A 23828-nucleotide genomic window follows, 5' to 3' on the forward strand; every position below is an offset into this window, starting at 1 on the left:
CCGTTTATCGAAAGATAAGCGGCTTTTTTGCGGGTATGAATTAGTGCTTTTTACCGAATAGTTTCATTAACGGTAAAATAATTAGGCAGCAAATTGAACCGACGATAATACCGACCACTAAATCAACAAGGCTGGCGAACTGTGCAGGAATAGCCAAATGTTCGACAAAGTGATGAATTTCGGCAATATTATGCGAGAAAATACCGCCGCCCACTAAGAACATAGCGATTGTACCGATTACCGAAAGCGATTTCATAAACCATGGCATTACTACCAGCAACGTTTTACCGATAGATTGCGATAGCCCGCTTTTCTTTTGCATTAACCATAGACCGATATCGTCCAGTTTTACGATTAATCCGACCAAGCCGTAAACAAACACGGTAATCCCGATCCCGATACTTGAAAGAGAAAGGATTTTGATCATCGTGGATGATTCTTGTAATACGCCTAAAGCGATAATAATAATTTCCGCCGACAAAATAAAATCGGTACGAATCGCACCTTTAATTTTATCTTTTTCTGAAACTTGTTCCTCCGCAGAAACCGCATTATATTCGCCTTTTTTGTGAAGGAATTTATGTAATAATTTCTCTACGCCTTCAAAACATAAATAGGCACCGCCAATCATTAACAATGGAAGAATTGCCTGCGGTAAGTAAATTGAAAGCAACAGTGCGAGCGGAATCAAAATGACTTTATTAATAAGCGAACCTTTTGCTACGCTCCAGACGATAGGTAATTCTCGATCCGGTGAAATATGTTTACCGCTGACTTGATTCGCATTTAACGCTAAGTCGTCACCGATGACACCGGCGGTCTTTTTTGCCGCCACTTTTGTCATAACCGATACATCGTCAAGTACGGATGCAATATCATCTAATAATGTAAATAATGAGCTGAATGCCATTGAGATACTTTCCTTAAAAATAGAATTTATAAAAAAACCGAGCTAAATAGCTCGGCTCTTCTGATTTCAATTCGAAATTAGCGACGTAAACCTAAACGTGCGATAGTTTCTGAATATTTAGCAAGATCAGTACGTTTTAAGTAGTCTAATAATTTACGACGACGTGAAACCATACGTAATAAACCGCGACGACCGTGGTGATCTTTTTTGTGCTCGGCAAAGTGTGCTTGTAAGTGGTTGATTTGAGCTGTTAATAATGCGATTTGAACTTCAGATGAACCAGTGTCTTTTGCATCACGACCAAATTCAGCAACGATTTTTGCTTTTGCTTCTACGCTTAGAGACATTTTAATATCCTTTTTTCGTTAAGGGTTGATAATACATCCGTAGCCGATCTCTAACTCAGCTAGGACAGGAACTGCGAATTCTAAAGATAAAGCGGTTAAATTTCAACTAAAATTTGCAAAATTAATGCAAAGAATGACCGCTCGGTTTTAAATATTCCTCTCTATTCGGATCGACGGTTTTCGCTTTACGAATCATCGGTTCAATTGTGGAGCCTTGTACTAAGATGGAAAACATCACGACAGCATAGGTCATAACTAAAATAAGATCTTTAACATCAATATCTTCAACAAATGCGACTTTACTCGGAATAGAAAGAGCCATAGCTAAAGCCAATCCGCCGCGTAATCCGCCCCAACTCATAATTTTTAACGTGTAAGGATTATAGGTGCGGAATTGTTGCATCAATTTAAACGGAATCCATAAGCTAAAATAACGAGCGATCAGGCAAATCGGGATAGCGGCAACCATTAAAATGACCCCATAAATATTGAAATCTACCAGTAATAATGCAAAGCCGATAAGGAAAAACAATAAAGAATTTAAGAAATGATCGATCATTTCCCAGAAATGGTCCAGATAACGTTGGCTCTGTTCGGAGAACCCCGAATGACGCGTCCAGTTTCCCATCATAATGCCTGCCACTACCATTGCTAGTGCGCCGGATACATGCAATACATTACTTGCGAACATAAAACCGGCGGTCGGAATGGTTAGCGTAATCAACATTTCCATCGAACCGTCATCGGTGGAGGAAATTAAGATATGTGCGATGAAACCCAGTACGAAACCGAATAGGATACCGCCGATTGCTTCATGTAGAAAAAGCCCCATAATGTCGGAGAAACCGGTTTCTTTACCACCGAACGCAATGGTAAATACCGTAATAAAAATAACCAAACCGACGCCGTCATTAAATAAAGACTCGCCTTCCACTTGCATCGATAAGCGTTTTGGCGCACGTAAGTTTTTAATAATCGCTAATACGGCGATAGGGTCGGTCGGAGAGATTAACGCACCGAATACTATGCAGTAAATGAAGTCAATCGGTAAACCGATAAGATGGCTGACGGCATAAATTAAACCGGCGATAAAGAAAGTAGAGGCAAGCGTTGAGAAGAGCGCAAAAATGGTGATTTCCCATTTTTGATCTTTAAGAATCGGCAGTTTGACACCTAAAGAACCGGCAAACAGTAAGAACCCTAAAATGCCGTTAAGTAAGAAACTTTTGAAATCAATTTGTTCTATTACTTCTTTAGCCATCGTATCGATGTTAAATAAACCTAAAGAACCTAAAATCCAAACGAGTAGAGAACAGACCATTGCAGCAGCACTAATTGCAATAGTGGATTGCACTTTGGCACTAATTTTACTTGTAATGAAGCCGAGTAAAATAGACAGAGCGGAGAGGAAACAAATATAGGCATAAATTCCCATGGGTAATCCTGTCGAAGTAAATAAAAAGTGAAAACAGACCGCTTGCATATAGGTCTAAAGCATAGATTAAAACAAGTTTCCGAATTAATGTAAAGAATAGTTCCTGGATTTCCTTAAACTGGCGATTTGTTGCCGGATAACGCTTTCTGAAAATTACACATTTGAGAATTACTTGGTTTACAGTATAATCACGACAATTTTTTGTAATGAACTTCTAGGAATTTATCCATGATTGAGAATATGCATGAACGGACGAAAGGTCCCGTTTTTAAAATTATTTTTGCCTTGGTATCTTTATCTTTCGTAATTACCGGTATCGGTACGGGGTTAGTCGGCGGTGACACGGCGGCGGTAAAAGTCAATGGTACGGAAATTACTCAACAAGCGTTTAATGCGGCTAAAAACCGTCAGCAAAGCGTGTTAAACGCACAGATGGGAGAACGTTTTTGGGATTTGCTTGATACGCCGGAATATGCAAAACAGTTTAATCAGTCCGTGTTAAACGGCTTAGTTGATGAAGAGTTATTACGTCAATACGCTAAAGAACTGAAATTAGGTATTAGTGCGGAACAAATTAAATCGGAAATTGTAAATAGCCCGGTATTCCAGCAAGACGGTAAGTTTAGCAACGATTTGTATCAACAAACCTTAAGAAGTAACGGATTAAGCGCGGACGGCTACGCGGCAATCGTTAATGAAGGTATGCTTTTCTCTCAAATCCAAGAAGGGGTTATCGGCAGTGAGTTTAACGTACCGGAACAAGAAGCGTTATTAGCAAAACTGTTACTTCAAAAACGTCAAGTTCGTTTGGCGAATTATTCGATTGCTAAGGAAGCGACGAATCAAACGGCTTCGGCGGAAGAATTACAAAAATATTATGATGCGCATAAATCCGAATTAATCGAACCGGAAAAATTAACGGTGGAATATGTAACATTAACACCGACGGACGTAGCTAATAATGTGCAAGTTAATGACGAGCAAGTCAAAACTTATTATGAAAAAAATAAAGCGGATTACGCGACTAAAGGTGAAACTCGTTTCGCCCATATTCAGTTAGCGAATGAAACTGATGCTAAGGCTGTTGCGGAACAAGTGAAAAACGGAGTTGATTTTGCCGAATTGGCCAAAACTAAATCAACCGATAAATTATCCGCTGCGCAAGGCGGGGATTTAGGTTGGGCGAAAGCAGGTACTTTCCCGAAAGCGTTTGAAGCTGCCGCTGCGTCATTACAAGACGGTCAAGTAAGTGCGGTAGTTAATGTAGATGGTGCTTATCACATCATCAAAGTGTTGGAACGTAAGGCTGAAACGGTTATTCCGCTTGAGCAGGTAAAAGATCAAATTACTAAAACGATTCGCCAAGAATTGCTTCTAACCGAATATTCCAATATTGCGCGCGAAATGGCGAATAGAGCATTTGAGAATAGCGGCAGTTTGGAATCGGTTGCACAAGCAGGCGGTGTAAAAGTGCAAAAATCCGCACAATTTACCCAACAAAACGTGCCGGCGGAACTGAATAATGAAAAAGTATTAAAAGCATTATTTAACGGAGAGTTACGCCAAAGCGGTCAGAATTCGGATGCGATGGATATCGGAGACGAACATAACCCGAAAACAATGTTTGTACGTGTAAGCGATTATCAAGCCGAACGTGTAAAAACCTTAGAAGAAGCTAAAGCTGAGGTCACAGAGGCGATAAAACAGCAAAAAGCGGAACAAATCCTATTAGCGAAAGCGGAAGAACAAGTTAAAGCGCTTAACGAAGGTAAAGATGAGAAAGTTTCTTTCGGTAATGCTCAGACGTTAGTATTCGCACAGGCGGAAAGTGAGAATCCGTTATTAGCTCAAACGGTTTTTTCTATGCCGAAGCCTGCGGACAAAGCTGTTTATCAAGTAGCGCGTAACCAACAAGGCGATGTGATTATTGTTGCTTTAGATAAAGTGATCGACGGAAGCTTAGAGGAATTTAAACCGCTTTCGGTACAATTTGCTCAGGCGGAACAGACACTGTTACGTAATGATTTACTCAAAGACTTACGTGCCAGAGCTTCGATTGAAGTGAATCAAGATTTTATGGGACAAGCGGAATCTCAAGCCCATTAATTCGGTTTTGATTGATATTTAAAAACGCCTAAAACTGATATGTTCTAGGCGTTTTTGTTTTGTCTTATTTTTCTTACTCTATATAATAACGCATAATTCCCTCTTAGAAGGCTGGTGAGCTGTGGAAATCGATCTTAATCTTGCTATTTATCTTCAATTTTTTATTGGATTATTCGCGATTGTGAATCCGTTCGGTTCACTTCCCATTTTTTTCGGTATGACCGCTCATCAATATGAGGCGGAAAGAAATCATACGAGCTTAGTTACTTCGGTATCTATCGGTGTGATTCTATTGGTTAGTTTATTTTTCGGTAAGTTTATCTTAGACGCTTTCAGTATTTCGCTGGATTCTTTCCGAGTTGCCGGCGGTTTTCTGATTGTCAGTATCGCCATGACGATGATTAGCGGTAAACTCGGAGAACATAAACAAAATAAAGAAGAAAAGAATGCGGATGTCAGCGAATATGAAAATATCGGCGTAGTCCCGCTTGCAATGCCGATTATGGCGGGGCCGGGCGCAATCGGTTCGACGATCGTATGGGGAACTCGTTATCATCAAGTTACGGATTATATCGGATTCAGTGCGGCGATTATTTTATTTGCGGCGGTATGTTATATCTTATTCCGTTTTTCCGCACCGTTAGTGAAAAAATTAGGTAAAACGGGATCGAATGTGGTTACTCGTATTATGGGGCTGATCCTCATGGCTTTAGGTATAGAAATTATTGTAGCTGGGCTTAGTAATTTATTTCCGGGATTAACTTCCGTTCATTAGAAGGATAGAATGAGATGCACTCTGCGAAACAAGCGGTCAAATTTTTCCAAAATCTTGTCGGTTTATTAGCTTGTTTGCTTATATTATCCGCCTGTGAGCGGGATTTGCCGGTCAAGCATGTTGAGCCGGCTAAACCCGAAACACTTCCGATCATAGACCATAATATTTTAAAACGAGCGATTTACACGAATAAATTTCAATTGGATCCGCATTTTGTTTATTCGTCGGCGGAATCGGCTCCGTTACGAGATCTATTTAGCGGCTTATTGGCTTATAATGAAAAAGGTATCGTTCAACCGGCATTAGCGAAAACATGGTTTACCGAAAATAATAAAGACTGGCTGTTTATTTTAGATGAAAACGCAAAATGGTCTAACGGTGAACCTGTTACCGCAGAAGATATAGTGCTGAGCTGGCAACGTTTAGCTAATCCAAAGAATGCCTCACCGTTAGCACCGTATTTAGTTTATATGCAGTTAAAACACGCTAAAGAAATACTGAACGGAGAGAAAGCGGTCGGTGAATTGGGCGTTAAAGCGTTGAATGCGACCACATTACAAATTCGCTTGGAAAAACCGAATTTGGTTTTACCCAAAATGTTGGCACACGTTGCTTTATTGCCGAGTTATCAGGGAGAGATACCGAATCCTAATATGCTGATTACGAATGGCGATTATGCATTAGCCGCTCAAACGGACAAAAGTTTATTACTGCAAGCGGTTAAAAATGATCCTTCTTTTGCCAAAGTGGAATATCATCGTATCTCGGTTTTACAATCGATTAAACCGTTCGATATAGTGGAGAATCCGTTAGAAGGACAACAGCATAATATTTGGGAATTCCCTCGGTTATGTAATTATTATTATGAGTTTAATTTTGCCGATCCTCAGTTAAAGCATAAAGAAATTCGCCAGGCAATAAAAACTATGATTTTGTCCGCCCGTATTCCGCATCAATACGGTATTGCGAATTTTTCGGTGTTACCGAAGAGTATGTTAAATTCGACTGAGCATCAGTGGAACCCGATTATTATTGAAACTTTATTGACACAAGCGGGAATCAATTCAAATAACCCGTTACAGATTACGCTGAGTTATGACGAACAGGGCAAACATACTGAAATCGCTCAGCAAATGATTAGAACGTTAGGGCAATCGGATTTAATTAAAGTTACCCCTCAAGCACTCGATTGGTCGCAACTGTTAGCGGTAAGAGAACAAAAAAATTATCAGTTAAGCAGAGCCGGATGGTGTGCCGAATATGCCGATCCGTTACCGTTTCTATTACATTTTCATTCTAAAAGCGTTGATAACAAAAGCAATTATCATAATCCGCAAGTAGATGAAAAGTTGGAAAGGTTACAAAATCAAAATTTAACGGAAGAAGTAAGAACACAATTGATTCAGAGTGTCGTTAAACACCTTGATGACGATGTCGCCGTACTTCCGATGTTCCAATACTATCGCCGTGTTGCATTAGATCCCACCATTTTAGGTATTGATTTAAATAACGATAGTGAAGTAATTTATAGTAAACACTTATATCGACTGAAACCTAAGGATTAATTGATGAATCAACTTAACGAACAGCAATTAAGTGAAATTAAATTTGTTTTACAAAATTTCACTCACCCTACATTGCAAAAAGACTTAATCGCATTGAATGCGTTTAAAAAAGCGGAATTAGGCGCAGGTATTTTACGTTTGGAATTTACCATGCCGTTTGCTTGGAACAGCGGTTTTGAAGCGCTGAAAGCGGAAACCGAAGCGAAACTTAAGCAAATTACGGCGGCAAACGAAGTGAAATGGCTATTGAATTATCAAATCGCCACCTTAAAACGTGCCAATAGCCATCCTGCGGTAAACGGCGTAAAAAATATTATTGCGGTAACATCGGGTAAAGGTGGGGTAGGTAAATCGACTACCTCGGTAAATCTTGCATTGGCGTTAAAAGCGGAAGGTGCAAAAGTCGGGATTTTAGATGCGGATATTTACGGCCCGTCCATTCCGCATATGTTAGGTGCGCAAGATCAGCGTCCGACCTCTCCGGATAACAAACATATTACACCGATCGAAGTCTATGGTATTCAATCGAACTCAATCGGCTATTTAATGGCGGATGATAATGCGACCATTTGGCGTGGTCCGATGGCGAGTTCGGCATTAAGCCAGTTATTGAATGAAACATGGTGGACGGAATTGGATTACCTTGTAATCGATATGCCGCCGGGTACCGGCGATATCCAACTTACCCTTTCGCAACAAATTCCGGTTACCGGTGCGGTGGTGGTAACCACTCCGCAAGATATTGCGTTATTAGATGCGGTGAAAGGTATTTCAATGTTCCAAAAAGTGTCGGTACCGGTCTTAGGTATCATTGAAAATATGAGCGTGCATATCTGCCAAAATTGCGGTCACCACGAAGATATTTTCGGCACCGGCGGTGCGGAGAAAGTGGCGAAGAAATACGGTACTAAAGTATTAGGACAAATGCCGTTGCATATTCGCTTACGTCAAGATTTGGATGCCGGCACACCGACCGTCGTTGCGGCACCGGAACACGAAACCAGCCGAGCCTATATTGAATTAGCGGCAAAAGTCGCTTCGGAATTATACTGGCAAGGTTCGGTTATCCCGTCTGAAATTATGATTCGTGAAGTAAAATAAGTTTTAATAACCACGAAAACACAAAGAACACAAGCGGTAGAATTTGCAGAAAAATTTGCAAATCCTACCGCTTTTTTTATCAATATTATTCAATATTGGGCGGATATAATTTTGTTTGTCAGGATGTTATGTTATTGTAAAGATATTTATCTGTTTGGTTATTTTTATTAATTTGAAAGGAGGCAATAATGAAAATAAAAATATGCCATGTTGTGCTGTTAGCATTAAGCGGCTTCATCGGTTATAAATGGTATCAACATGAACAATGGCAACAGCTGATGGTCAGCGGTTATTGTGAGAAAGACGGCACTTATTTCGACGATAGACATACCAAGCAGGAACTAATAGATAGGGCAATCAACTATGTACTAGAACATCAACCCGAAGGAATGATTGGAGAAAAAGGAGAAAGTTGGGATATAAAACGGTATACCAGCATGGAGGAGTTTAAGAAGCTAAATCCAAATTGTTGCGAGGTTCAACCGTTAGTTGTTGATTTTCCTCCCGAATACTATGATTTTACCTTAGAAGGAAAGGCTTATAGGTATGTGATTGTAAATTATACGCGCTATTATGCCGCTAATGCTAAGAGAGAACCCGATTATTGGACGAAATATATCGCATTTGATAATTGTGGTGGTTTAAAAGATTTAAATGATTTAGATTAAAAAATAAGATAAGGAGATCAAGAATGACTAAATTAACAATACAAGATGTAACGAATTTATATTTATATAAAGAGGAGTTACTACCTAGGAATAGATTAGATGATAGTTTAATTTCTAAAACTCTGAGTAGAAATAGAAAAATTGATAAGAAAGAATTTATGTTAGATGTTGGACGTTTTGTTACTGCAAACGATTTCGATATTGTTAGATATTTTTTTACTGCAAAAGATTCATTAATTAATTTAAGTTCTCAAGCTCGTATTTTAGCAGAGTTAAAACCGGGTAAATATTCTAAAACCCAGATATTAGAAATGCTAGGTTATACCCAAAATGGTGCAAATATAAAATTTGCAGGCAAAATACAAGCTTTAGGATTCTATGATGATAATAAAAGTGACTTACTAGAACGAGCTTACCTTTGGAATACTACGGGATTTAAGATTCGGGATAATGTAGAAGGACAAGCTGGAAAAGATTTATATTTTGTCGTTGAACAATCAGGAAAACGTTATATTGAGAATTTTGGAATTGAGCCACTTAATAAAGAGGAAAATTTTGATTTTGAAGGAGGTTTTTGGTCAAATCTAGTTAATTTAGGTTTGGAAAGTATTATTGATCCGTCAGGAATTGGCAAAAAAGTAGGTATTGATTTTATTGGTGAAGTAGATACTTATACCTTAGATGAAACAAAATTTAAAGAAGAGGTAAATAGGAAGAGCCATTGGAGCTTAATTAATGCAGCTAAAGTTTATGACGGTTTAGATCAAATTATTAAGAAATTATGGGATAGCGGTTCAATTAAGCATTTATATCAAGACGAAAAAAGCGGTCGGCCTAAACCGATTATTTATGGTACAAATGAAGGCGATTCTCACATTAATGGAACAAAAATTACTCGTAAAATCGCAGGTAAACAAGTAACAATTGATATTGCTAATCAAAAAATTGACAAAGGCATATTAAGTGGAATTACAACTAGTATGCTAGGAAATATGTTATTAGGGGGGATTTCCAATGATGATCTCGGTACGCCCTTACCAAATAAACAAGATATTATTGACAGTCTCACTAAGATTGATAATCGTTTGGCATCTTATGTTAAAAATGGCGTGGTTTATGTAATGGGAAATGGAGATGATATTGTTACAGGTACGGAATATGAGGATATTTTTCATGGAGGTCAAGGGGAAGATATTTATCATGCTGGAGAAGGAGACTTAATTGAAGATTCTGATGGTAAAGGCAAAATTTATTTGATTAGAGCTAATAATTTACCTAAAGCGGATCCTGAAAGAGAGGATAATGAGGATAATTTAAAAGAAAAAGAAGAAATTAAAAAAGGTTTATTAATTGGGGCGATTTTAGAAAGTTATACACCAAGCAATAAATCTGCAACTTTTGCTTATTCGTCCAATTACATTGATGAAGCTTCTAGGGCATATACTAATTATCGCTACGAAGTTAAAGGGTTAAAACTACCTGTTGTTAAAAAGTCCATTAGTAGATTTTACTGCAGATTTATTAACCATAATTCCAATTGATGAAGAAGGAAATCCTCTTACTAAAAAAGGAATTACAATAAAAAATTTTAGAAATGGAGATTTAGGTATTGGGTTAATGGATCTTAATAGCTATTTTTATTTACTTGGCGGAGATACAGTTGGCTATGATGAGAACAGTCCGGGTTTTTATACTCCACGGAATGGAGGTGGCTCTAGAAATAATTCATCTGATACCGGAAGTAATAATGAGTGGGGTGGTAACGGACATGGAAATAATAGAAGTAATGCATCAGATTTAAATCAGCATGATAATGATGATAAAAATGGAAATACTAATACACCGAATAACCAGGGGCGTAATTATGATGTTTATGATCCTTTAGCTTTGGATTTGGATGGCGACGGATTAGAAACTATATCTATGAATGGGCATAAAGGTGCATTATTTGATCATGAAGGAATAGGTATACGTACGGCTACAGGATGGCTAGCTGCCGATGATGGTTTTTTAGTATTAGATCGTAATCAAGACGGTATGATTAATGATATAAGTGAATTATTTAGTAATAAAAATAAACTTTCTGATGGTAGTATTTCTTCACATGGCTTTGTTGCATTATCTGATCTTGATGTAAATAAAGATAAACTTATCGATCAAAATGATACGTTATTTTCTAAGCTTCAAGTTTGGAGGGATTTAAACCGAAATGGTTTTAGCGAACCGGAAGAACTTTTTAGTTTAGAAGCCTTAAATATTAAGTCGTTACATACAGCATATGAAGAACGTAATGATGTTCTTTTTGGTGATAATATACTTACTCAACTTGGAAAATATGAGAAGACAGACGGTAGTTTTTCTCAAATGGGAGATATAAATTTTAGTTTTAATCCATTCTATAGTAGATTTACCGAAGCACTAAATCTAACTGAGCATCAAAAACGCGCAATTAATTTAGCTGGTACAGGTAGAGTTAGAGATTTACGTGAAGCTGCTACTCTTTCGGTAGAGTTGGAAACATTATTACAGAAATATACTGTTGCTTCGGATTATAAAGAACAAAGATCATTGTTACCGGTTATTTTAGATAAATGGGCTACAACGGATCTACAATATAAACCTTACGAAAAAGAATTACTTAAAACAGTAGAAAGTACTGATAATAGTGCTGCAGTCGTTCGAGTGACACCAACCCAACTAAATAATATCCGTAATGGCAAAAATGATCCTGTAGTTATGCAGAATTTTGAGAAAACTAAAGCGAGAATATCGACGCTAAATTCGCTCTATGGATTAAATATTAATCAGCTTTATTACACAACGGATGAAGATATTCGCTATATTACCGATAAAGTGAATAATATGTATCAAACTACAGTGGATCTTGCTTATCGTTCTCTCCTTTTACAAACACGTTTGAAAAAATATTTATATAGCATTAATGTAAAGCAAGTTGGAGGCAAATGGACAAATGACTATTCTCGAACAAAAGCTTTATTTAATGCTACTTTCTATAAATCTCCAGAAAATGCGTTATATGATCTAAGTGAATATCTTTCATTCTTTGAACATCATTTAAAGTGGAAAGAAGGTCTACTATTGCTAAGTTATTATATAGATTATGCTAAAGAACAAGGTTTTTATGAAAATTGGGTAACATCTTCGAATGTTACTATTACACATTTAAAGTCTGCCGGTATACTTTTTGCCGAGTCAATAAATTTAAAGGCTAATCAAGAGAATAATATTTTACTTGGAAATAAAAATGATAATCAATTGGTTGGTGATTTAGGTGATGATTTATTAATTGGCGGACTGGGCAATGATACTTTAAAAGGCGGTTACGGTTCGGATACTTATATTTTTAGCAAAGGACATGGACAAGATGTTATTTACGAAGATTCGGATACTCAACATCGTGAACGTGATATTGATATATTAGAATTTACAGATGTGAATTATGCAGAGGTGAAATTCCGTCGAGAGGATAATGATTTAGTGATGTTTGGTTATCACGATAATGATTCAGTGAAGATGAAGTATTTTTATAGTCATGAAGATTATCAATTTGATCAGTTAGTATTTGCGGATCGAAGCTTGTCTAGAAATGAGTTAAGAGAACAAGGTATGGCATTATTTGGTACGGCAGGGAATGATAATATTATTGATTGGGGTTATAACTCGGTAATTAATGCTGATATAGGTGACGATATTATAGAGGCTGGTAAAGGAGATGATACTCTTATAGGTGGCGCAGGTAACGATACTCTAAAAGGTGGTTATGGTTCGGACACTTATATTTTTAGTAAGGGACATGGGCAAGACGTTATTTACGAAGATTCGGATACTCAACATCGTGAACATGATATTGATATATTAGAATTTACAGATGTGAATTATGCAGAGGTGAAATTCCGTCGAGAGGATAATGATTTAGTGATATTTGGTTATCACGATAATGATTCAGTGAAGATAAAGTACTTTTATAGTCATGAAGATTATCGATTTGACCAACTTGTATTTTCTGATAGAACATTGTCCCGTAGTGAATTAATTAAAGAAGGAATACATTTGTATGGTACGGATAGCGATGATGAGATTAATGATTATGCTGATTGGAGTAGCACCCTACAAGGAGGAACGGGCAATGATACTTTAAAAGGTGGTTACGGTGCGGACACTTATATTTTTAGTAAAGGACATGGGCAAGATGTTATTTATGAAGATTCTGATAGTGTAAATCGTACTCGAGATATTGATACAATTTAATTTACTGATATTGATCATATATCTGAATTATGGTTTAGTCGAGAGCAGAATCATTTGATTATAAAATCATTACTTAGCGAAGATAGTGTTACTATACAGAATTGGTATTCTCATCAAGATTATAAAGTAGAAAATATACGCTTGTCAGATAATAGAACATTGGTTATACCTGAAGTAGAAAGGCTGGTTGATGCAATGGCTAGTTTTTCTCAACAGAATGGAGGAAATATTTCTCTTATACCTCAGGGGAGTATTAGACATTATATTGATAGTATAATCACTAACTTATCATAAACTTAGAATAAACCGGCACAATTTTAATCGATTATGCCGGTTTATTTTTTCTAAAGAATTTATTATGTAGAAAATCTATATATGAATAATATAGATGGAATGAAATATTCTAACCCACCACCAAATCAAATCTCACGTTAAATTTATCTTCCATTAAGCGGTATTGATCTTTTAAGTTCGGACCGCAAGAGTTGGAGCCGATGCCACTCATTTTGTAATCGATACAAAGCACGCTGTAATCGGATTCTTGTAGCTCGTAGCAATGTTTTTTCGCCGTTAATTCCTCTTGCGTATAGGGAGAGAGATTAAAGCTAAACGGTTGGCTTGCACTCACAAACAGATTTTCCGATTTGAGATATTCGCAACCGTAATGGCTGCCGTTCTCCTGCGGTTTAACATAATCGGTATGATTTTGTTTTGCCGTGGTACGGTAGATGCCTAACTTCGCTAAATGGTGTTTATCCACATAGCTTTCTTGTTCGCCGTAACCGAAATATTCGACCGCATTTTCCGCTTTAGCAAGCCAGAAACGTAAACCGAAACGAGGTAAATACGGTAATTCGGTTGGGCGGATTGCGTTGATTTCCACCGAAATTTGCCCGTCATTGAAAATACGATAACCAATATCTAGCATTAAAATGCGACCACGAGAAATTGACACTATGGCAGATTTTACTGAAAATTCGACCGCTTGTTCGCTTTGCTGCCACTGAATTTCATAAGCTCTGGTATAGGCTTTATCGTAGCCGGCATTTTGCCATGCTTCACGAATGAGACGATCATTATCGGTCGGCGCACGCCAAATATTAAAATCTAACGGTTGCTGAATAATCGCTTTACCGGCTTTTTCAATACGGCTGAAAATCCCTTTCTGTTTATCTAATTGATAACTAAATTGACCGTTTTGTACGTTAATGTGGAAGCGATCTTTCTGTACTTCAAATGTACTGTTTTCAATCGTGAATTGTGGCAATCCTAATTTATTTTCGCTAAATAAATTGAGCTGCTCGAAGCCAAGTGAATGCGCTTCGTCTAATAATTCGACCGCGGTATTTAAGCGATAATTTAAATTCAATAGCCATAAATGCCCGTTATTTTTTGGTAACTCAATCGGCAATATTACGCTGCTGTGCGGTTTGCAAGAAACGGATAAATTTCCACCGCTTGTGACTACGCCGTTTTCGACAAATTCATAATCAATTATCAGATAATCGGCGAGATCGGTGAAATCCAAATAGTTGTGGATCACAATTTGGTTATCGATTAATTCGGCACGTGCAGGGCGATTCACATTTTTAAGCTCTAATAAGTTACTGTGCGGAATACGATCCGGTGAAACTAAACCGTCCATACAGAAATTACCGTCGTGCGGACTTTCGCCGAAATCACCGCCGTAACCGAATTGTCCGTTAGCACGGTAAGGGGCGTGATCACACCATTCCCACACAAAACCGCCGCACGATTGCGGATGACGATGGAATGCTTGCCAATAATCTTCCGCATCGCCGTTTGAGTTACCCATTGCGTGGCTGTATTCACACAATACGAAAGGTTTAGCCTGAACGGTAGCACAATAGCGGTCGATATCTTCGGTTGAACCGTACATTTCACTATAAAAATCTAAATTCGATAGATCATTATTATCGGCGGAATGTTGATAAATCGAGCTTTCGTAATGAACTAAACGAGATTTATCGCGTTGTTTAATCCATGCTGCCGCTGCTTCAAAGTTTGCACCGTAGCCGGCTTCATTCCCCAACGACCAAATAATAATCGAAGTACGATTTTTATCTCGTTCCACATTGGCTTGTTGGCGATCTAAAATCGCTTTTTTGAACAGCGGATCACGGGCAAAGTAACAGTAATTATCAATCATATCTTGGCGGATACGCTCAGTTTGCAAATCATTTTGGTGATTTAAGAGAATACTCGGTTCCGGCGTTTTGACGGTCAGCATTGAAGCGCCGTGCGATTCGACATCGCTTTCGCCAATCAAATAAAAACCGTATTGATCGCATAGCTCGCTAAACCAAGGCGCATTCGGATAATGGGCGGTGCGGATTGCATTGATATTATGTTGCTTCATCAGCTGTAAATCTTTATGCGCTTGTGCGTAGCTAATCGCATAACCGGTTTTCGGATCGCTATCGTGGCGGTTTACTCCTTTAAATTTAATCGGTTGCTGATTAAATAATAAAATGCCGTCTTTGATTTCCACTTTTCTAAAACCGATTTTTTGCACAATCACTTCTTCCGCAGTATGCAAAATTAAGGTGTAAAGTTGCGGCTTTTCTGCATTCCATAACTGAATATCTTCTACCTCAATATTGAGATGCGTATCGGTTTGATTGAAAACGGTAAAGCCGTTCGGGTTGAGTAATTGATATTCAATCGCTTGCGGCTGACGGCTAAACAGCGTTTCCACTTTCAGATTTGCGTGACGTAATTCGTCATCCAATTCATATTGAATAAAGAAATCTTGCAGATAATTTTGTTCACGCTCAAGCAAATAGACATCACGGAAAATGCCTGACATTCTGAATTTGTCTTGGTCTTCTAAATAGCTACCGTCACACCATTTCAGTACCACGACGGTTAAATGGTTGGTGCCGGCTTGTAAATAATCGCTAACATCAAATTCTGAGGTGTTGTGGCTAATTTGACTATAGCCGACAAACTGTTTATTCACGTAAACAAATAAACAAGAATCCACGCCTTCAAAATTGAGCAAATAACGCTTATTGCTTTTCGGAGTAAGTTGTACGGTACGATGATACACGCCGCATGGATTTTGATGCGGTACAAACGGTGGTTCAAACGGAAACGGGTAGTTAATATTCGTATAGTGATGATGATCAAAACCGTGATTTTGCCAATTTGCCGGCACCGGAATTTTATGTTCAAACGCAACATCAAGGAAATTATCCGGTAGGTCATGATAGCTTTGGAAGTAATTAAAATCCCATTGTCCGTTAAGCAAAGTAAAGTAATCGGATTGTTCGCGCTTACCGCTTAAAGCGGTTTCATTCTGTTGATGCGGAATAAAATAAGCGTGATGCTCAACGGTATTTACGTGGAGCGTATTGGGATCTTGGAAGTAATTCGGCAGTATCATGATAATTTCCTCGATGTTTACAAATTAAAAGTGAAAGGTGTAACGAATATCGTGTTTATAGCGTTCGCTCGCTTTGGTAATGCCGCCGAATTTTGCCAGTTCGGCTTGGTTTGGCGAATCGGGGAAAAACTCCGGTTCTAAAGCAACACCGGCGTAATCTTGATAAGTTGAACCGCTCAGATTCGGTTGCCCGCCAAGCCAATTCCCTGAATAACATTGCAACGCCGGCATTGAGGTATTGAGTTCAAGTGCAAGATCTTCAACCGTTAAACAAGCGGTCGGTTTTGCAGAGTTTTTTACCAATTTGAAAGCGTGATCGTAGCCTTTTACCAGCTGTTGATCGGTATCTTTCAGCAAGTCTTGCCCGATAAGTTTAGGCGTTGAAAAATCAAAACCGGTATGCGCAACCGCTTTAAACGGTAAAATCGGGATACCGTCTGCACCGACCGGTAAATATTCGTCTGCGTTAATCATCAATTGATGCGAAAGTACATCACCTGCGCCGAGTAAATTGAAATAAGCGTGATTGGTAAAGCAGAGCGGGGTATCTTGATTGGCGGTTGCTTCAAATGCAATTTCGACTTCTTTTCCATTCAAACGATAAGTCACAATGGCATTCACTTCACCGCCGAAACCTTGTTCGCCGTCTGCAAAAGTTCGGCTGAATTTGACCGCTTGCGGATCAAGCTGCTCCGCTTGCCAAATTTGTTTATCCGCCCCGTTAGCACCGCCGTGTAAAGTGTTTTTACCGTCATTTTTAACCAAAGTATAGGTTTTGCCGTTAAGCTGATATTCGGCATTAGCGATACGGTTGGCATAACGTCCGCAAGTTGCTCCAAAGTAAGCGGTCTGATTTTGCCAATTTTCTACAGAGGTAGTGACTAACACTTCACGTTCGCCCTTCGGATGTTTTACTACACAAGAAAGCCAAGCGGCACCGAAGTCGGATAACGTAATTTTGAGAAATGAGTTTTCTAGGGTAAAGGTTTTCATAACTTGCTCCGAAAGTAAGAAATCACGGAAATTTCCGTGATTTCTGCATATGAACGATTAAATAAGATGGACGCCGTCACAAGCGGTACAAAGATGGAAAGTTTCTTTAATACCGGTTTGTTTTTCGTAATTTTCCGCAATGACTTGGCGTAAATGTTCTACTTTCTCATCCGGAACTAAGCAAACGATACAACCGCCGAAACCGCCGCCGGTCATACGTGCGCCGCCGTTTTTACCGATTGCCACTTGTGCCAATTCGACTAAGTAATCAATTTCCGGAATGGTAATTTCAAAATCATCGCGCATAGAGTCGTGCGAACCAGCCATTAATTGACCGAGTTTGACCATATCCTTCGCTTGTAACGCTTCAACCGCTTCTAATACACGCTGATTTTCGCTGATGATATGTTTTGCACGTTTATAGGCAAGCTCATTTTCGGCTTGTAACTCTGCCGCTCGCTCGATAAATCGTTCCGGTGTAACATCACGCAATGCTTTTACCCCAAAGAATTGAGCGGCAAATTCACACTCTTGACGGCGACTGTTGTATTCACCGGTGACTAAATCGTGTTTCACGTTAGAGTTGATAATCGCAATCGAATAGCCGTGCGGTACCGGTGTCGGGGTAATGTCTAACGAACGGCAATCAATCATAATCACTTGATCTTTTTGTCCGAGCGCAGAGGTAAGTTGATCCATATTGCCGCAATTAGCACCGACGAATTTATTCTCGGCTTGTTGCCCGATCAAGGCGATTTCAGCTAAACCGAGCGGTAAATCACCTAACACTTGCGCAGTTTTACCGATTGAAACTTCTAATGCGGCGGACGAACTTAAACCGGAAGACATCGGTACGTCGCTAGTCATCGCTAAATCCGCACCTTGTTTAAATTCAGGACATTTCTCCTGAATATATTTCACCACGCCACGTACGTAATTCGCCCATTTATGTTCGGACGGTTCAATCGGTCGGTTAAGATCAAATTCATCTTGCTCGTCGATATCAATCGCATACACTCGCCAAACCGAATCTTCACGTTTACTAAAGCTGACCGCCATTCCGTAGTTAATCGCACACGGCATTACGAAGCCGTCGTTATAATCGGTATGTTCGCCGATAATATTGACCCGCCCCGGAGCAAATACGGTTTGAGCTGCCGAGTAGCCGTAATGTTCGCTAAATTTTTGTGTCGCAAGCTGTTGTGGTTTCATTCTATCTTTCTCTCTCGCTATTTCTTTCTATTGATCTTTATAGTGAACGCTGTCGCTCACAGCATTTAATCTTTCCGCCGCTTGTTCCGGTGTCAGATCACGTTGGCTTTCCGCCATCATCTCGTAGCCGACCATAAATTTACGTACGGTTGCCGAACGTAATAACGGCGGATAGAAATGGGCGTGTAGCTGCCAATGTTGATTGTCACTTTCGTTAAACGGAGCGAAATGGAAGCCCATCGAATATGGGAAACTGATATTAAATAAGTTATCGTAGCGAGTGGTTAGCTTTTTAAGTGCGAGAGCTAAATCCGCTCGTTCCGCTTCGTTTAAATCGGTAATGCGTTTAAAGTGCTTGTGTTTCGGCAACAGTAAAGTTTCAAACGGCCAGCCAGCCCAGTAAGGCACCACTGCAATCCAGTCTTCGGTTTCGACGACGATACGTTCTTTTTTAGTTAATTCACGCTCGGCATAATCAAGAAGCAATGGACGACCGTATTGAGCAAAGTAATTTGCCTGACATTCGTCTTCAATCGAGATTTCGTTCGGTAAGAAATTACTTGCCCAAATTTGACCGTGCGGGTGCGGATTGGAACACCCCATCATAGCACCTTTGTTTTCAAAAATTTGTACCCATTGATAGCGATCTTTTAATTCGTTGGCTTGCTCCTGCCAAACCTGTACCACTTGCTCAATTTCAGCCACCGAAAGTTGCGGTAAGGTTTTACTGTGATCAGGCGAGAAGCAAATTACACGGCTTTCGCCTTGAGTATGTGAAATTTGGAACAACGGATCTGTGCCGGCTTCCGGTGCCGGTGTATCCGGCAGTAGTGCGGAGAAATCGTTTTTAAAGACGAAAGGTTTGCTATAAACGGGATTTTGTTCGCCGGTAATCCGTTTATTTCCTGGGCAGAGATAACAAGTCGGATCATAACTCGGTTTATTGTCCGCAACGGTTTCTTCCTGCTGACCTTGCCACGGGCGTTTTGCTCGATGCGGCGATACTAAAATCCATTGATTTTTTAACGGATTAAAACGACGATGAGGGTGGTCGTTTAGGATAAATTGTTGGCTCATTGTAGAACTTCTCCATTTGAGTTTTTAGAATTGGAGTATAGCCGACATTGATTTTTTTGTGTGTGATAATGATCACAGAAGTGAGCGCAGTCCGATGGTTTTGCTGTAATTTTAGCTAATTGAACGATATAAACAGTTTGTCGAGGAAAGAAAATAAGTGATAGAAATCAATAGAATTTTTATGGATTTCGATTTAAGTAAGCGGTCGAATTTTCCCTCTTTTTTGCAAAAATAATGGAAAAGCGACCGCTTGTTTTTCTTTAAAGTTCAAAGCTGTCGAAATCGTTAGTATCGACTTTGGCATCAATTTGCCCGACTAGATAGGAGCTGACTTCAACTTCTTGCGGCGCAACTTGTACGTTATCAGACACCAACCAAGCGTTAATCCAAGGAATCGGATTGGAAGAGGTTGTAAAAGGGCGGGGTAATCCGACCGCTTGCATCCGAATATTGGTAATATATTCGACATATTTCACCAAAATATCTTCATTCAAACCAATCATTGAACCGTCTTTAAATAAATACGCCGCCCATTCTTTTTCTTGTTCCGCCGCCGCTACAAACAGATCATAAGCTTCTTGCTTACATTCTTCGGCAATTTGTGCCATTTCCGGATCATCTTGTCCGGATGCCATAATGTTCAACATATTTTGTGTGCCGGTTAAATGTAGGTATTCATCACGTGCGATGAATTTAATAATTTTAGCGTTACCTTCCATTAGCTGCCGCTCGGCAAATGCAAAAGAACAAGCGAACGACACGTAAAAACGAATCGCTTCCAGCACGTTCACACTCATTAAGCATAAATAAAGTTGGCGTTTTAAGTTGCGTAAGGTCACTTGGTATTGCTTGCCGTCCACCGTATAGCAACCTTCTCCGTAGAGCGTATAAAGTTGCGAATCTCGAATTAAATCATCGTAGTAGCAAGAAATATCTTTCGCGCGTTTAATAATTTCTTCGTTGGTCACGATATCGTCAAACACAATCGACGGATCATTGACGATATTGCGGATAATATGCGTATAAGAACGTGAATGGATCGTTTCGGAAAACGTCCAAGTTTCGATCCAAGTTTCTAGTTCCGGAATCGAGACTAACGGCAAAAATGCTACGTTCGGGCTGCGCCCTTGAATAGAATCAAGTAATGTTTGATATTTTAGGTTACTGATAAAAATATGTTTTTCGTGTTCCGGTAATGATTGGTAGTCGATACGGTCTTGCGAGACATCAACTTCTTCCGGGCGCCAGAAAAATGAGAGTTGTTTTTCGATTAACTTTTCAAATAATTCATATTTTTGTTGGTCATAACGGGCAACATTGACGTTTTGCCCGAAAAACATCGGTTCTTTTAATTGATCATTTTTATTTTGTGAGAAAGTGGTGTATGCCATGTTATCTCCTTTTTAAATAATTACCCTCGCCCCTTGTGGGAGAGGGACAGATTTTTCTTCGTACAGAAGAAAAATGAGGGAGAGGGGAAAAATGTTAATAAGTTTGCTGTGTAACGACTTTGCAAAATTTTTCACAAATTCGACTGCTTGTAGCCCACGTGCGGCAAGCCGTACGTGGTTATTTAAATTCGAACTAGCCACTAAATTTTGCAAGCACCACCGGCACAACCGTCATTTAAATCTTGTTGGGAATCTTCTGCTCCATCTCTGGTATTTTGGTAATAGAGCGTTTTTAATCCGTATTTATAAGCGGTCAGTAAATCGGCAAGTAAGCGTTTCATCGGTACTTTGCCGTCTTCAAATTTTTGCGGGTCATAATTGGTATTTGCCGAAATCGCCTGATCAATGAATTTCTGCATAATACCGACCAGCTGTAAGTAACCGCTCATATCCGGAATATCCCACAATAACTCGTATTGTGAACGGAGCTTTTCATATTCCGGCACAACTTGTTTTAAGATACCGTCTTTTGAGGCTTTAACACTCACGTAGCCACGCGGCGGCTCAATCCCGTTGGTTGCATTGGAAATTTGCGAGGAAGTTTCTGACGGCATTAATGAGCTTAACGTTGAGTTACGTAAACCGAATTGCTTAATTTCTGCACGCAAGCTTTCCCAATCATAATGTAGAGGTTCTGTTGTCAGGTTATCCAATTCTTTTTTATAGCTATCAATCGGCAGAATACCTTGGGCATAGCTCGTCTCGCCGAATAACTTACAAGCACCTTGTTCTTTGGCTAAATTAAGCGAGGCTTTCAGTAAATAATATTGCATCGCTTCAAAGGTTCTGTGCGTAAGCGCATTGGCAGAACCGTCCGAATAACGCACGCCGTTTTTCGCTAAGTAATAAGCGTAGTTGATGACCCCGATGCCAAGCGAACGGCGAGCTAATGCGGCGTGTTTTGCCGCTTTCACCGGATAATCTTGATAATCTAACAAGGCATCTAGCGCGCGTACGACTAAGTCGGCAAGCGGTTCAAATTCATCTAAATTTTGCAAAGTGCCTAAGTTAAACGCAGAAAGCGTGCAGAGGGCAATTTCTCCGTTTTCATCATTAATATCGTTTAGCGGTTTGGTCGGCAATGCGATTTCTAAACATAAATTGGATTGTTTAATCGGTGCGACTTGCGGATTAAACGGCGAGTGCGTATTGCAGTGATCGACATTCTGAATATAAATACGACCGGTTGAGGCACGTTCTTGCATGAGCAATGAAAATAACTCAACCGCTTTCACACTACGTTTACGAAGGCTTGGGTCTTGTTCATATTGCAGATAAAGTTGTTCAAATTTTTCCTGATCGGCAAAAAACGCTTCATACAAGCCATCGACATCAGACGGGCTGAATAAGGTGATTTCGCCCCCCTTAATTAAGCGTTGATACATTAGCTTGTTGAGCTGTACCCCGTAGTCCATATGACGACAGCGGTTGTCTTCCACACCTCGATTGTTTTTTAACACCAATAAACTTTCCGCTTCCAAGTGCCATAACGGGTAGAAAACCGTTGCGGCACCGCCACGTACACCGCCTTGCGAGCAAGATTTCACAGCCGTTTGGAAATGTTTATAGAACGGAATACAACCGGTGTGGAAGGCTTCGCCTTGACGAATCGGGCTACCCAAGGCTCGGATTGCACCGGCGTTAATGCCAATGCCCGCACGTTGCGACACATATTTAATAATTGCAGCAGAAGTGGCATTGATTGAATCCAAACTATCGCCGCATTCGATCAATACGCAAGAACTAAACTGACGAGTCGGTGTTCTTACCCCTGACATAATCGGGGTCGGTAATGAAATTTTAAAAGTTGAAGTCGCATCGTAAAAACGTTTTACATAATCCAAACGCGTGGCTTTCGGATATTTCGAAAACAAGCAGGCAGCCACTAAAAGATATAAGAATTGTGCCGACTCATAGATCTCTCCGGTCACTCGATTTTGGACTAAATATTTTCCTTCGAGTTGTTTGACCGCTGCATAAGAGAAATCCATATCTCGGCTGTGTACAAGAAATTCATTCATGAGTTGCCATTCTTGTTCATTATAGTCGGTTAAGAGCGCTTTATCGTATTTACCGAGTGCCACCAGCTTTTTAATATGAGTGAATAAATGAGGTGGGGTGAAGTCTCCATAGGCTTTTTTACGCAGATGGAACACGGCTAAACGCGCGGCAAGATATTGATAATCCGGCGTTTCGGTACTGATTAAATCGGCGGCGGCTTTGATAATGGTTTCGTGAATATCGGCGGTACGAATACCTTGATAAAACTGAATATGTGCGCTCAGTTCCACTTGTGATACCGATACATTATGTAAACCTTCGGCCGCCCAAGTGATGACGCGATGAATTTTATCCAAATCAAACGGCTCTTGTTTACCATTGCGTTTGGTTACCATCAATGTTTTTTGCATAAAATATGTCTCCTTTTATCTTATTATTTGATCACTATATCTTGTGGTTTTTAAATGTTTATATACAAGATATTGTTTTGTAGAAATAGGTGCAAGCGG

17 protein-coding genes are annotated in these 23828 nt (G+C 39.5%); 8 read left to right on the forward strand and 9 right to left on the reverse strand.

Annotation, left to right across the window (positions count from 1 at the left end; all coding sequences use genetic code 11):
• Positions 1-40: 40 nt before the first annotated feature.
• From DY200_RS01385 to DY200_RS01395, 3 genes are all read right to left on the reverse strand, one after another.
• The gene (locus tag DY200_RS01385; RefSeq protein ID WP_009874830.1) at positions 41-910 is read right to left on the reverse strand and encodes a DUF808 domain-containing protein; all 870 of its coding nucleotides are present in this window, start codon (positions 908-910) and stop codon (positions 41-43) included.
• Between the two features lie 77 nt (positions 911-987).
• Positions 988-1257 carry a 30S ribosomal protein S15 gene (gene rpsO / locus DY200_RS01390; RefSeq protein ID WP_005597777.1) on the reverse strand — a complete coding sequence of 90 codons (270 nt, stop codon included), beginning with the start codon at positions 1255-1257 and terminating at the stop codon, positions 988-990.
• 121 nt (positions 1258-1378) lie between these two features.
• Positions 1379-2692 carry a cation:proton antiporter gene (locus tag DY200_RS01395; RefSeq protein ID WP_115586633.1) on the reverse strand — a complete coding sequence of 438 codons (1314 nt, stop codon included), beginning with the start codon at positions 2690-2692 and terminating at the stop codon, positions 1379-1381.
• Positions 2693-2920: 228 nt separating this feature from the next.
• Between DY200_RS01395 and DY200_RS01400 the strand changes: the two genes are divergently transcribed.
• From DY200_RS01400 to DY200_RS10755, 8 genes are all read left to right on the forward strand, one after another.
• Positions 2921-4798, forward strand: coding sequence for a SurA N-terminal domain-containing protein (locus DY200_RS01400; protein WP_115586634.1), 1878 nt, complete (start codon positions 2921-2923; stop codon positions 4796-4798).
• A 121-nt stretch (positions 4799-4919) separates the two neighbouring features.
• Entirely contained in the window at positions 4920-5573 is a 654-nt protein-coding gene (locus DY200_RS01405) for a YchE family NAAT transporter (RefSeq protein ID WP_005597750.1), read from the forward strand.
• 14 nt (positions 5574-5587) lie between these two features.
• Positions 5588-7138, forward strand: coding sequence for a peptide ABC transporter substrate-binding protein (locus DY200_RS01410; protein ID WP_115586635.1), 1551 nt, complete (start codon positions 5588-5590; stop codon positions 7136-7138).
• Positions 7139-7141: 3 nt separating this feature from the next.
• A complete protein-coding gene (gene apbC / locus DY200_RS01415) occupies positions 7142-8239 on the forward strand; it encodes an iron-sulfur cluster carrier protein ApbC (RefSeq protein WP_115586636.1) in 1098 nt (365 codons plus the stop codon).
• 188 nt (positions 8240-8427) lie between these two features.
• Positions 8428-8907 (forward strand): hypothetical protein, encoded by a 480-nt coding sequence (locus tag DY200_RS01420; RefSeq protein WP_115586637.1) that lies wholly within the window; start codon positions 8428-8430, stop codon positions 8905-8907.
• A gap of 23 nt (positions 8908-8930) precedes the next feature.
• Positions 8931-10448: a hypothetical protein gene (locus tag DY200_RS10745; RefSeq protein ID WP_244924166.1), complete on the forward strand. Its 1518-nt coding sequence runs from the start codon at positions 8931-8933 to the stop codon at positions 10446-10448.
• Positions 10390-13176 carry a calcium-binding protein gene (locus tag DY200_RS10750; protein ID WP_244924167.1) on the forward strand — a complete coding sequence of 929 codons (2787 nt, stop codon included), beginning with the start codon at positions 10390-10392 and terminating at the stop codon, positions 13174-13176. The genes DY200_RS10745 and DY200_RS10750 overlap by 59 nt, the downstream gene beginning before the upstream one ends.
• Positions 13177-13230: 54 nt before the next feature.
• On the forward strand, positions 13231-13470 hold the full coding sequence (locus tag DY200_RS10755) for a calcium-binding protein (protein WP_244924168.1): 240 nt from the start codon (positions 13231-13233) through the stop codon (positions 13468-13470).
• A gap of 109 nt (positions 13471-13579) precedes the next feature.
• On the opposite strand, the gene DY200_RS01430 is transcribed toward DY200_RS10755, so the two are convergent.
• The 6 genes from DY200_RS01430 to nrdA form a co-directional block, all read right to left on the reverse strand.
• Positions 13580-16585 (reverse strand): glycoside hydrolase family 2 TIM barrel-domain containing protein, encoded by a 3006-nt coding sequence (locus DY200_RS01430; RefSeq protein WP_115586638.1) that lies wholly within the window; start codon positions 16583-16585, stop codon positions 13580-13582.
• A gap of 24 nt (positions 16586-16609) precedes the next feature.
• Entirely contained in the window at positions 16610-17578 is a 969-nt protein-coding gene (locus DY200_RS01435; RefSeq protein WP_115586639.1) for a galactose-1-epimerase, read from the reverse strand.
• 57 nt (positions 17579-17635) lie between these two features.
• Positions 17636-18790 carry a galactokinase gene (gene galK, locus DY200_RS01440; RefSeq protein ID WP_115586640.1) on the reverse strand — a complete coding sequence of 385 codons (1155 nt, stop codon included), beginning with the start codon at positions 18788-18790 and terminating at the stop codon, positions 17636-17638.
• A 27-nt stretch (positions 18791-18817) separates the two neighbouring features.
• Positions 18818-19867: a galactose-1-phosphate uridylyltransferase gene (galT, locus tag DY200_RS01445; protein ID WP_115586641.1), complete on the reverse strand. Its 1050-nt coding sequence runs from the start codon at positions 19865-19867 to the stop codon at positions 18818-18820.
• 260 nt (positions 19868-20127) lie between these two features.
• Positions 20128-21258 carry a class Ia ribonucleoside-diphosphate reductase subunit beta gene (gene nrdB, locus DY200_RS01450; protein ID WP_115586642.1) on the reverse strand — a complete coding sequence of 377 codons (1131 nt, stop codon included), beginning with the start codon at positions 21256-21258 and terminating at the stop codon, positions 20128-20130.
• 200 nt (positions 21259-21458) lie between these two features.
• The gene (gene nrdA / locus DY200_RS01455) at positions 21459-23729 is read right to left on the reverse strand and encodes a class 1a ribonucleoside-diphosphate reductase subunit alpha (RefSeq protein WP_115586643.1); all 2271 of its coding nucleotides are present in this window, start codon (positions 23727-23729) and stop codon (positions 21459-21461) included.
• Positions 23730-23828 lie beyond the last annotated feature (99 nt).

The organism is Actinobacillus lignieresii (genome assembly GCF_900444945.1).
GTDB classification, from domain to species: domain Bacteria; phylum Pseudomonadota; class Gammaproteobacteria; order Enterobacterales; family Pasteurellaceae; genus Actinobacillus; species Actinobacillus lignieresii.

Excerpts from the sequence above, each read along its gene's own strand:
- DY200_RS10745 (WP_244924166.1), top strand. The coding sequence starts at position 8,931 with ATGACTAAATTAACAATACAAGATGTAACGAATTTATATTTATATAAA.
- apbC (WP_115586636.1), top strand. The coding sequence starts at position 7,142 with ATGAATCAACTTAACGAACAGCAATTAAGTGAAATTAAATTTGTTTTA.
- DY200_RS01410 (WP_115586635.1), top strand. The coding sequence starts at position 5,588 with ATGCACTCTGCGAAACAAGCGGTCAAATTTTTCCAAAATCTTGTCGGT.
- nrdB (WP_115586642.1), bottom strand. The coding sequence starts at position 21,258 with ATGGCATACACCACTTTCTCACAAAATAAAAATGATCAATTAAAAGAA.
- nrdA (WP_115586643.1), bottom strand. The coding sequence starts at position 23,729 with ATGCAAAAAACATTGATGGTAACCAAACGCAATGGTAAACAAGAGCCG.
- DY200_RS01400 (WP_115586634.1), top strand. The coding sequence starts at position 2,921 with ATGATTGAGAATATGCATGAACGGACGAAAGGTCCCGTTTTTAAAATT.
- galT (WP_115586641.1), bottom strand. The coding sequence starts at position 19,867 with ATGAGCCAACAATTTATCCTAAACGACCACCCTCATCGTCGTTTTAAT.
- DY200_RS01385 (WP_009874830.1), bottom strand. The coding sequence starts at position 910 with ATGGCATTCAGCTCATTATTTACATTATTAGATGATATTGCATCCGTA.
- DY200_RS01430 (WP_115586638.1), bottom strand. The coding sequence starts at position 16,585 with ATGATACTGCCGAATTACTTCCAAGATCCCAATACGCTCCACGTAAAT.
- galK (WP_115586640.1), bottom strand. The coding sequence starts at position 18,790 with ATGAAACCACAACAGCTTGCGACACAAAAATTTAGCGAACATTACGGC.
- DY200_RS01395 (WP_115586633.1), bottom strand. The coding sequence starts at position 2,692 with ATGGGAATTTATGCCTATATTTGTTTCCTCTCCGCTCTGTCTATTTTA.
- DY200_RS01420 (WP_115586637.1), top strand. The coding sequence starts at position 8,428 with ATGAAAATAAAAATATGCCATGTTGTGCTGTTAGCATTAAGCGGCTTC.
- rpsO (WP_005597777.1), bottom strand. The coding sequence starts at position 1,257 with ATGTCTCTAAGCGTAGAAGCAAAAGCAAAAATCGTTGCTGAATTTGGT.
- DY200_RS01435 (WP_115586639.1), bottom strand. The coding sequence starts at position 17,578 with ATGAAAACCTTTACCCTAGAAAACTCATTTCTCAAAATTACGTTATCC.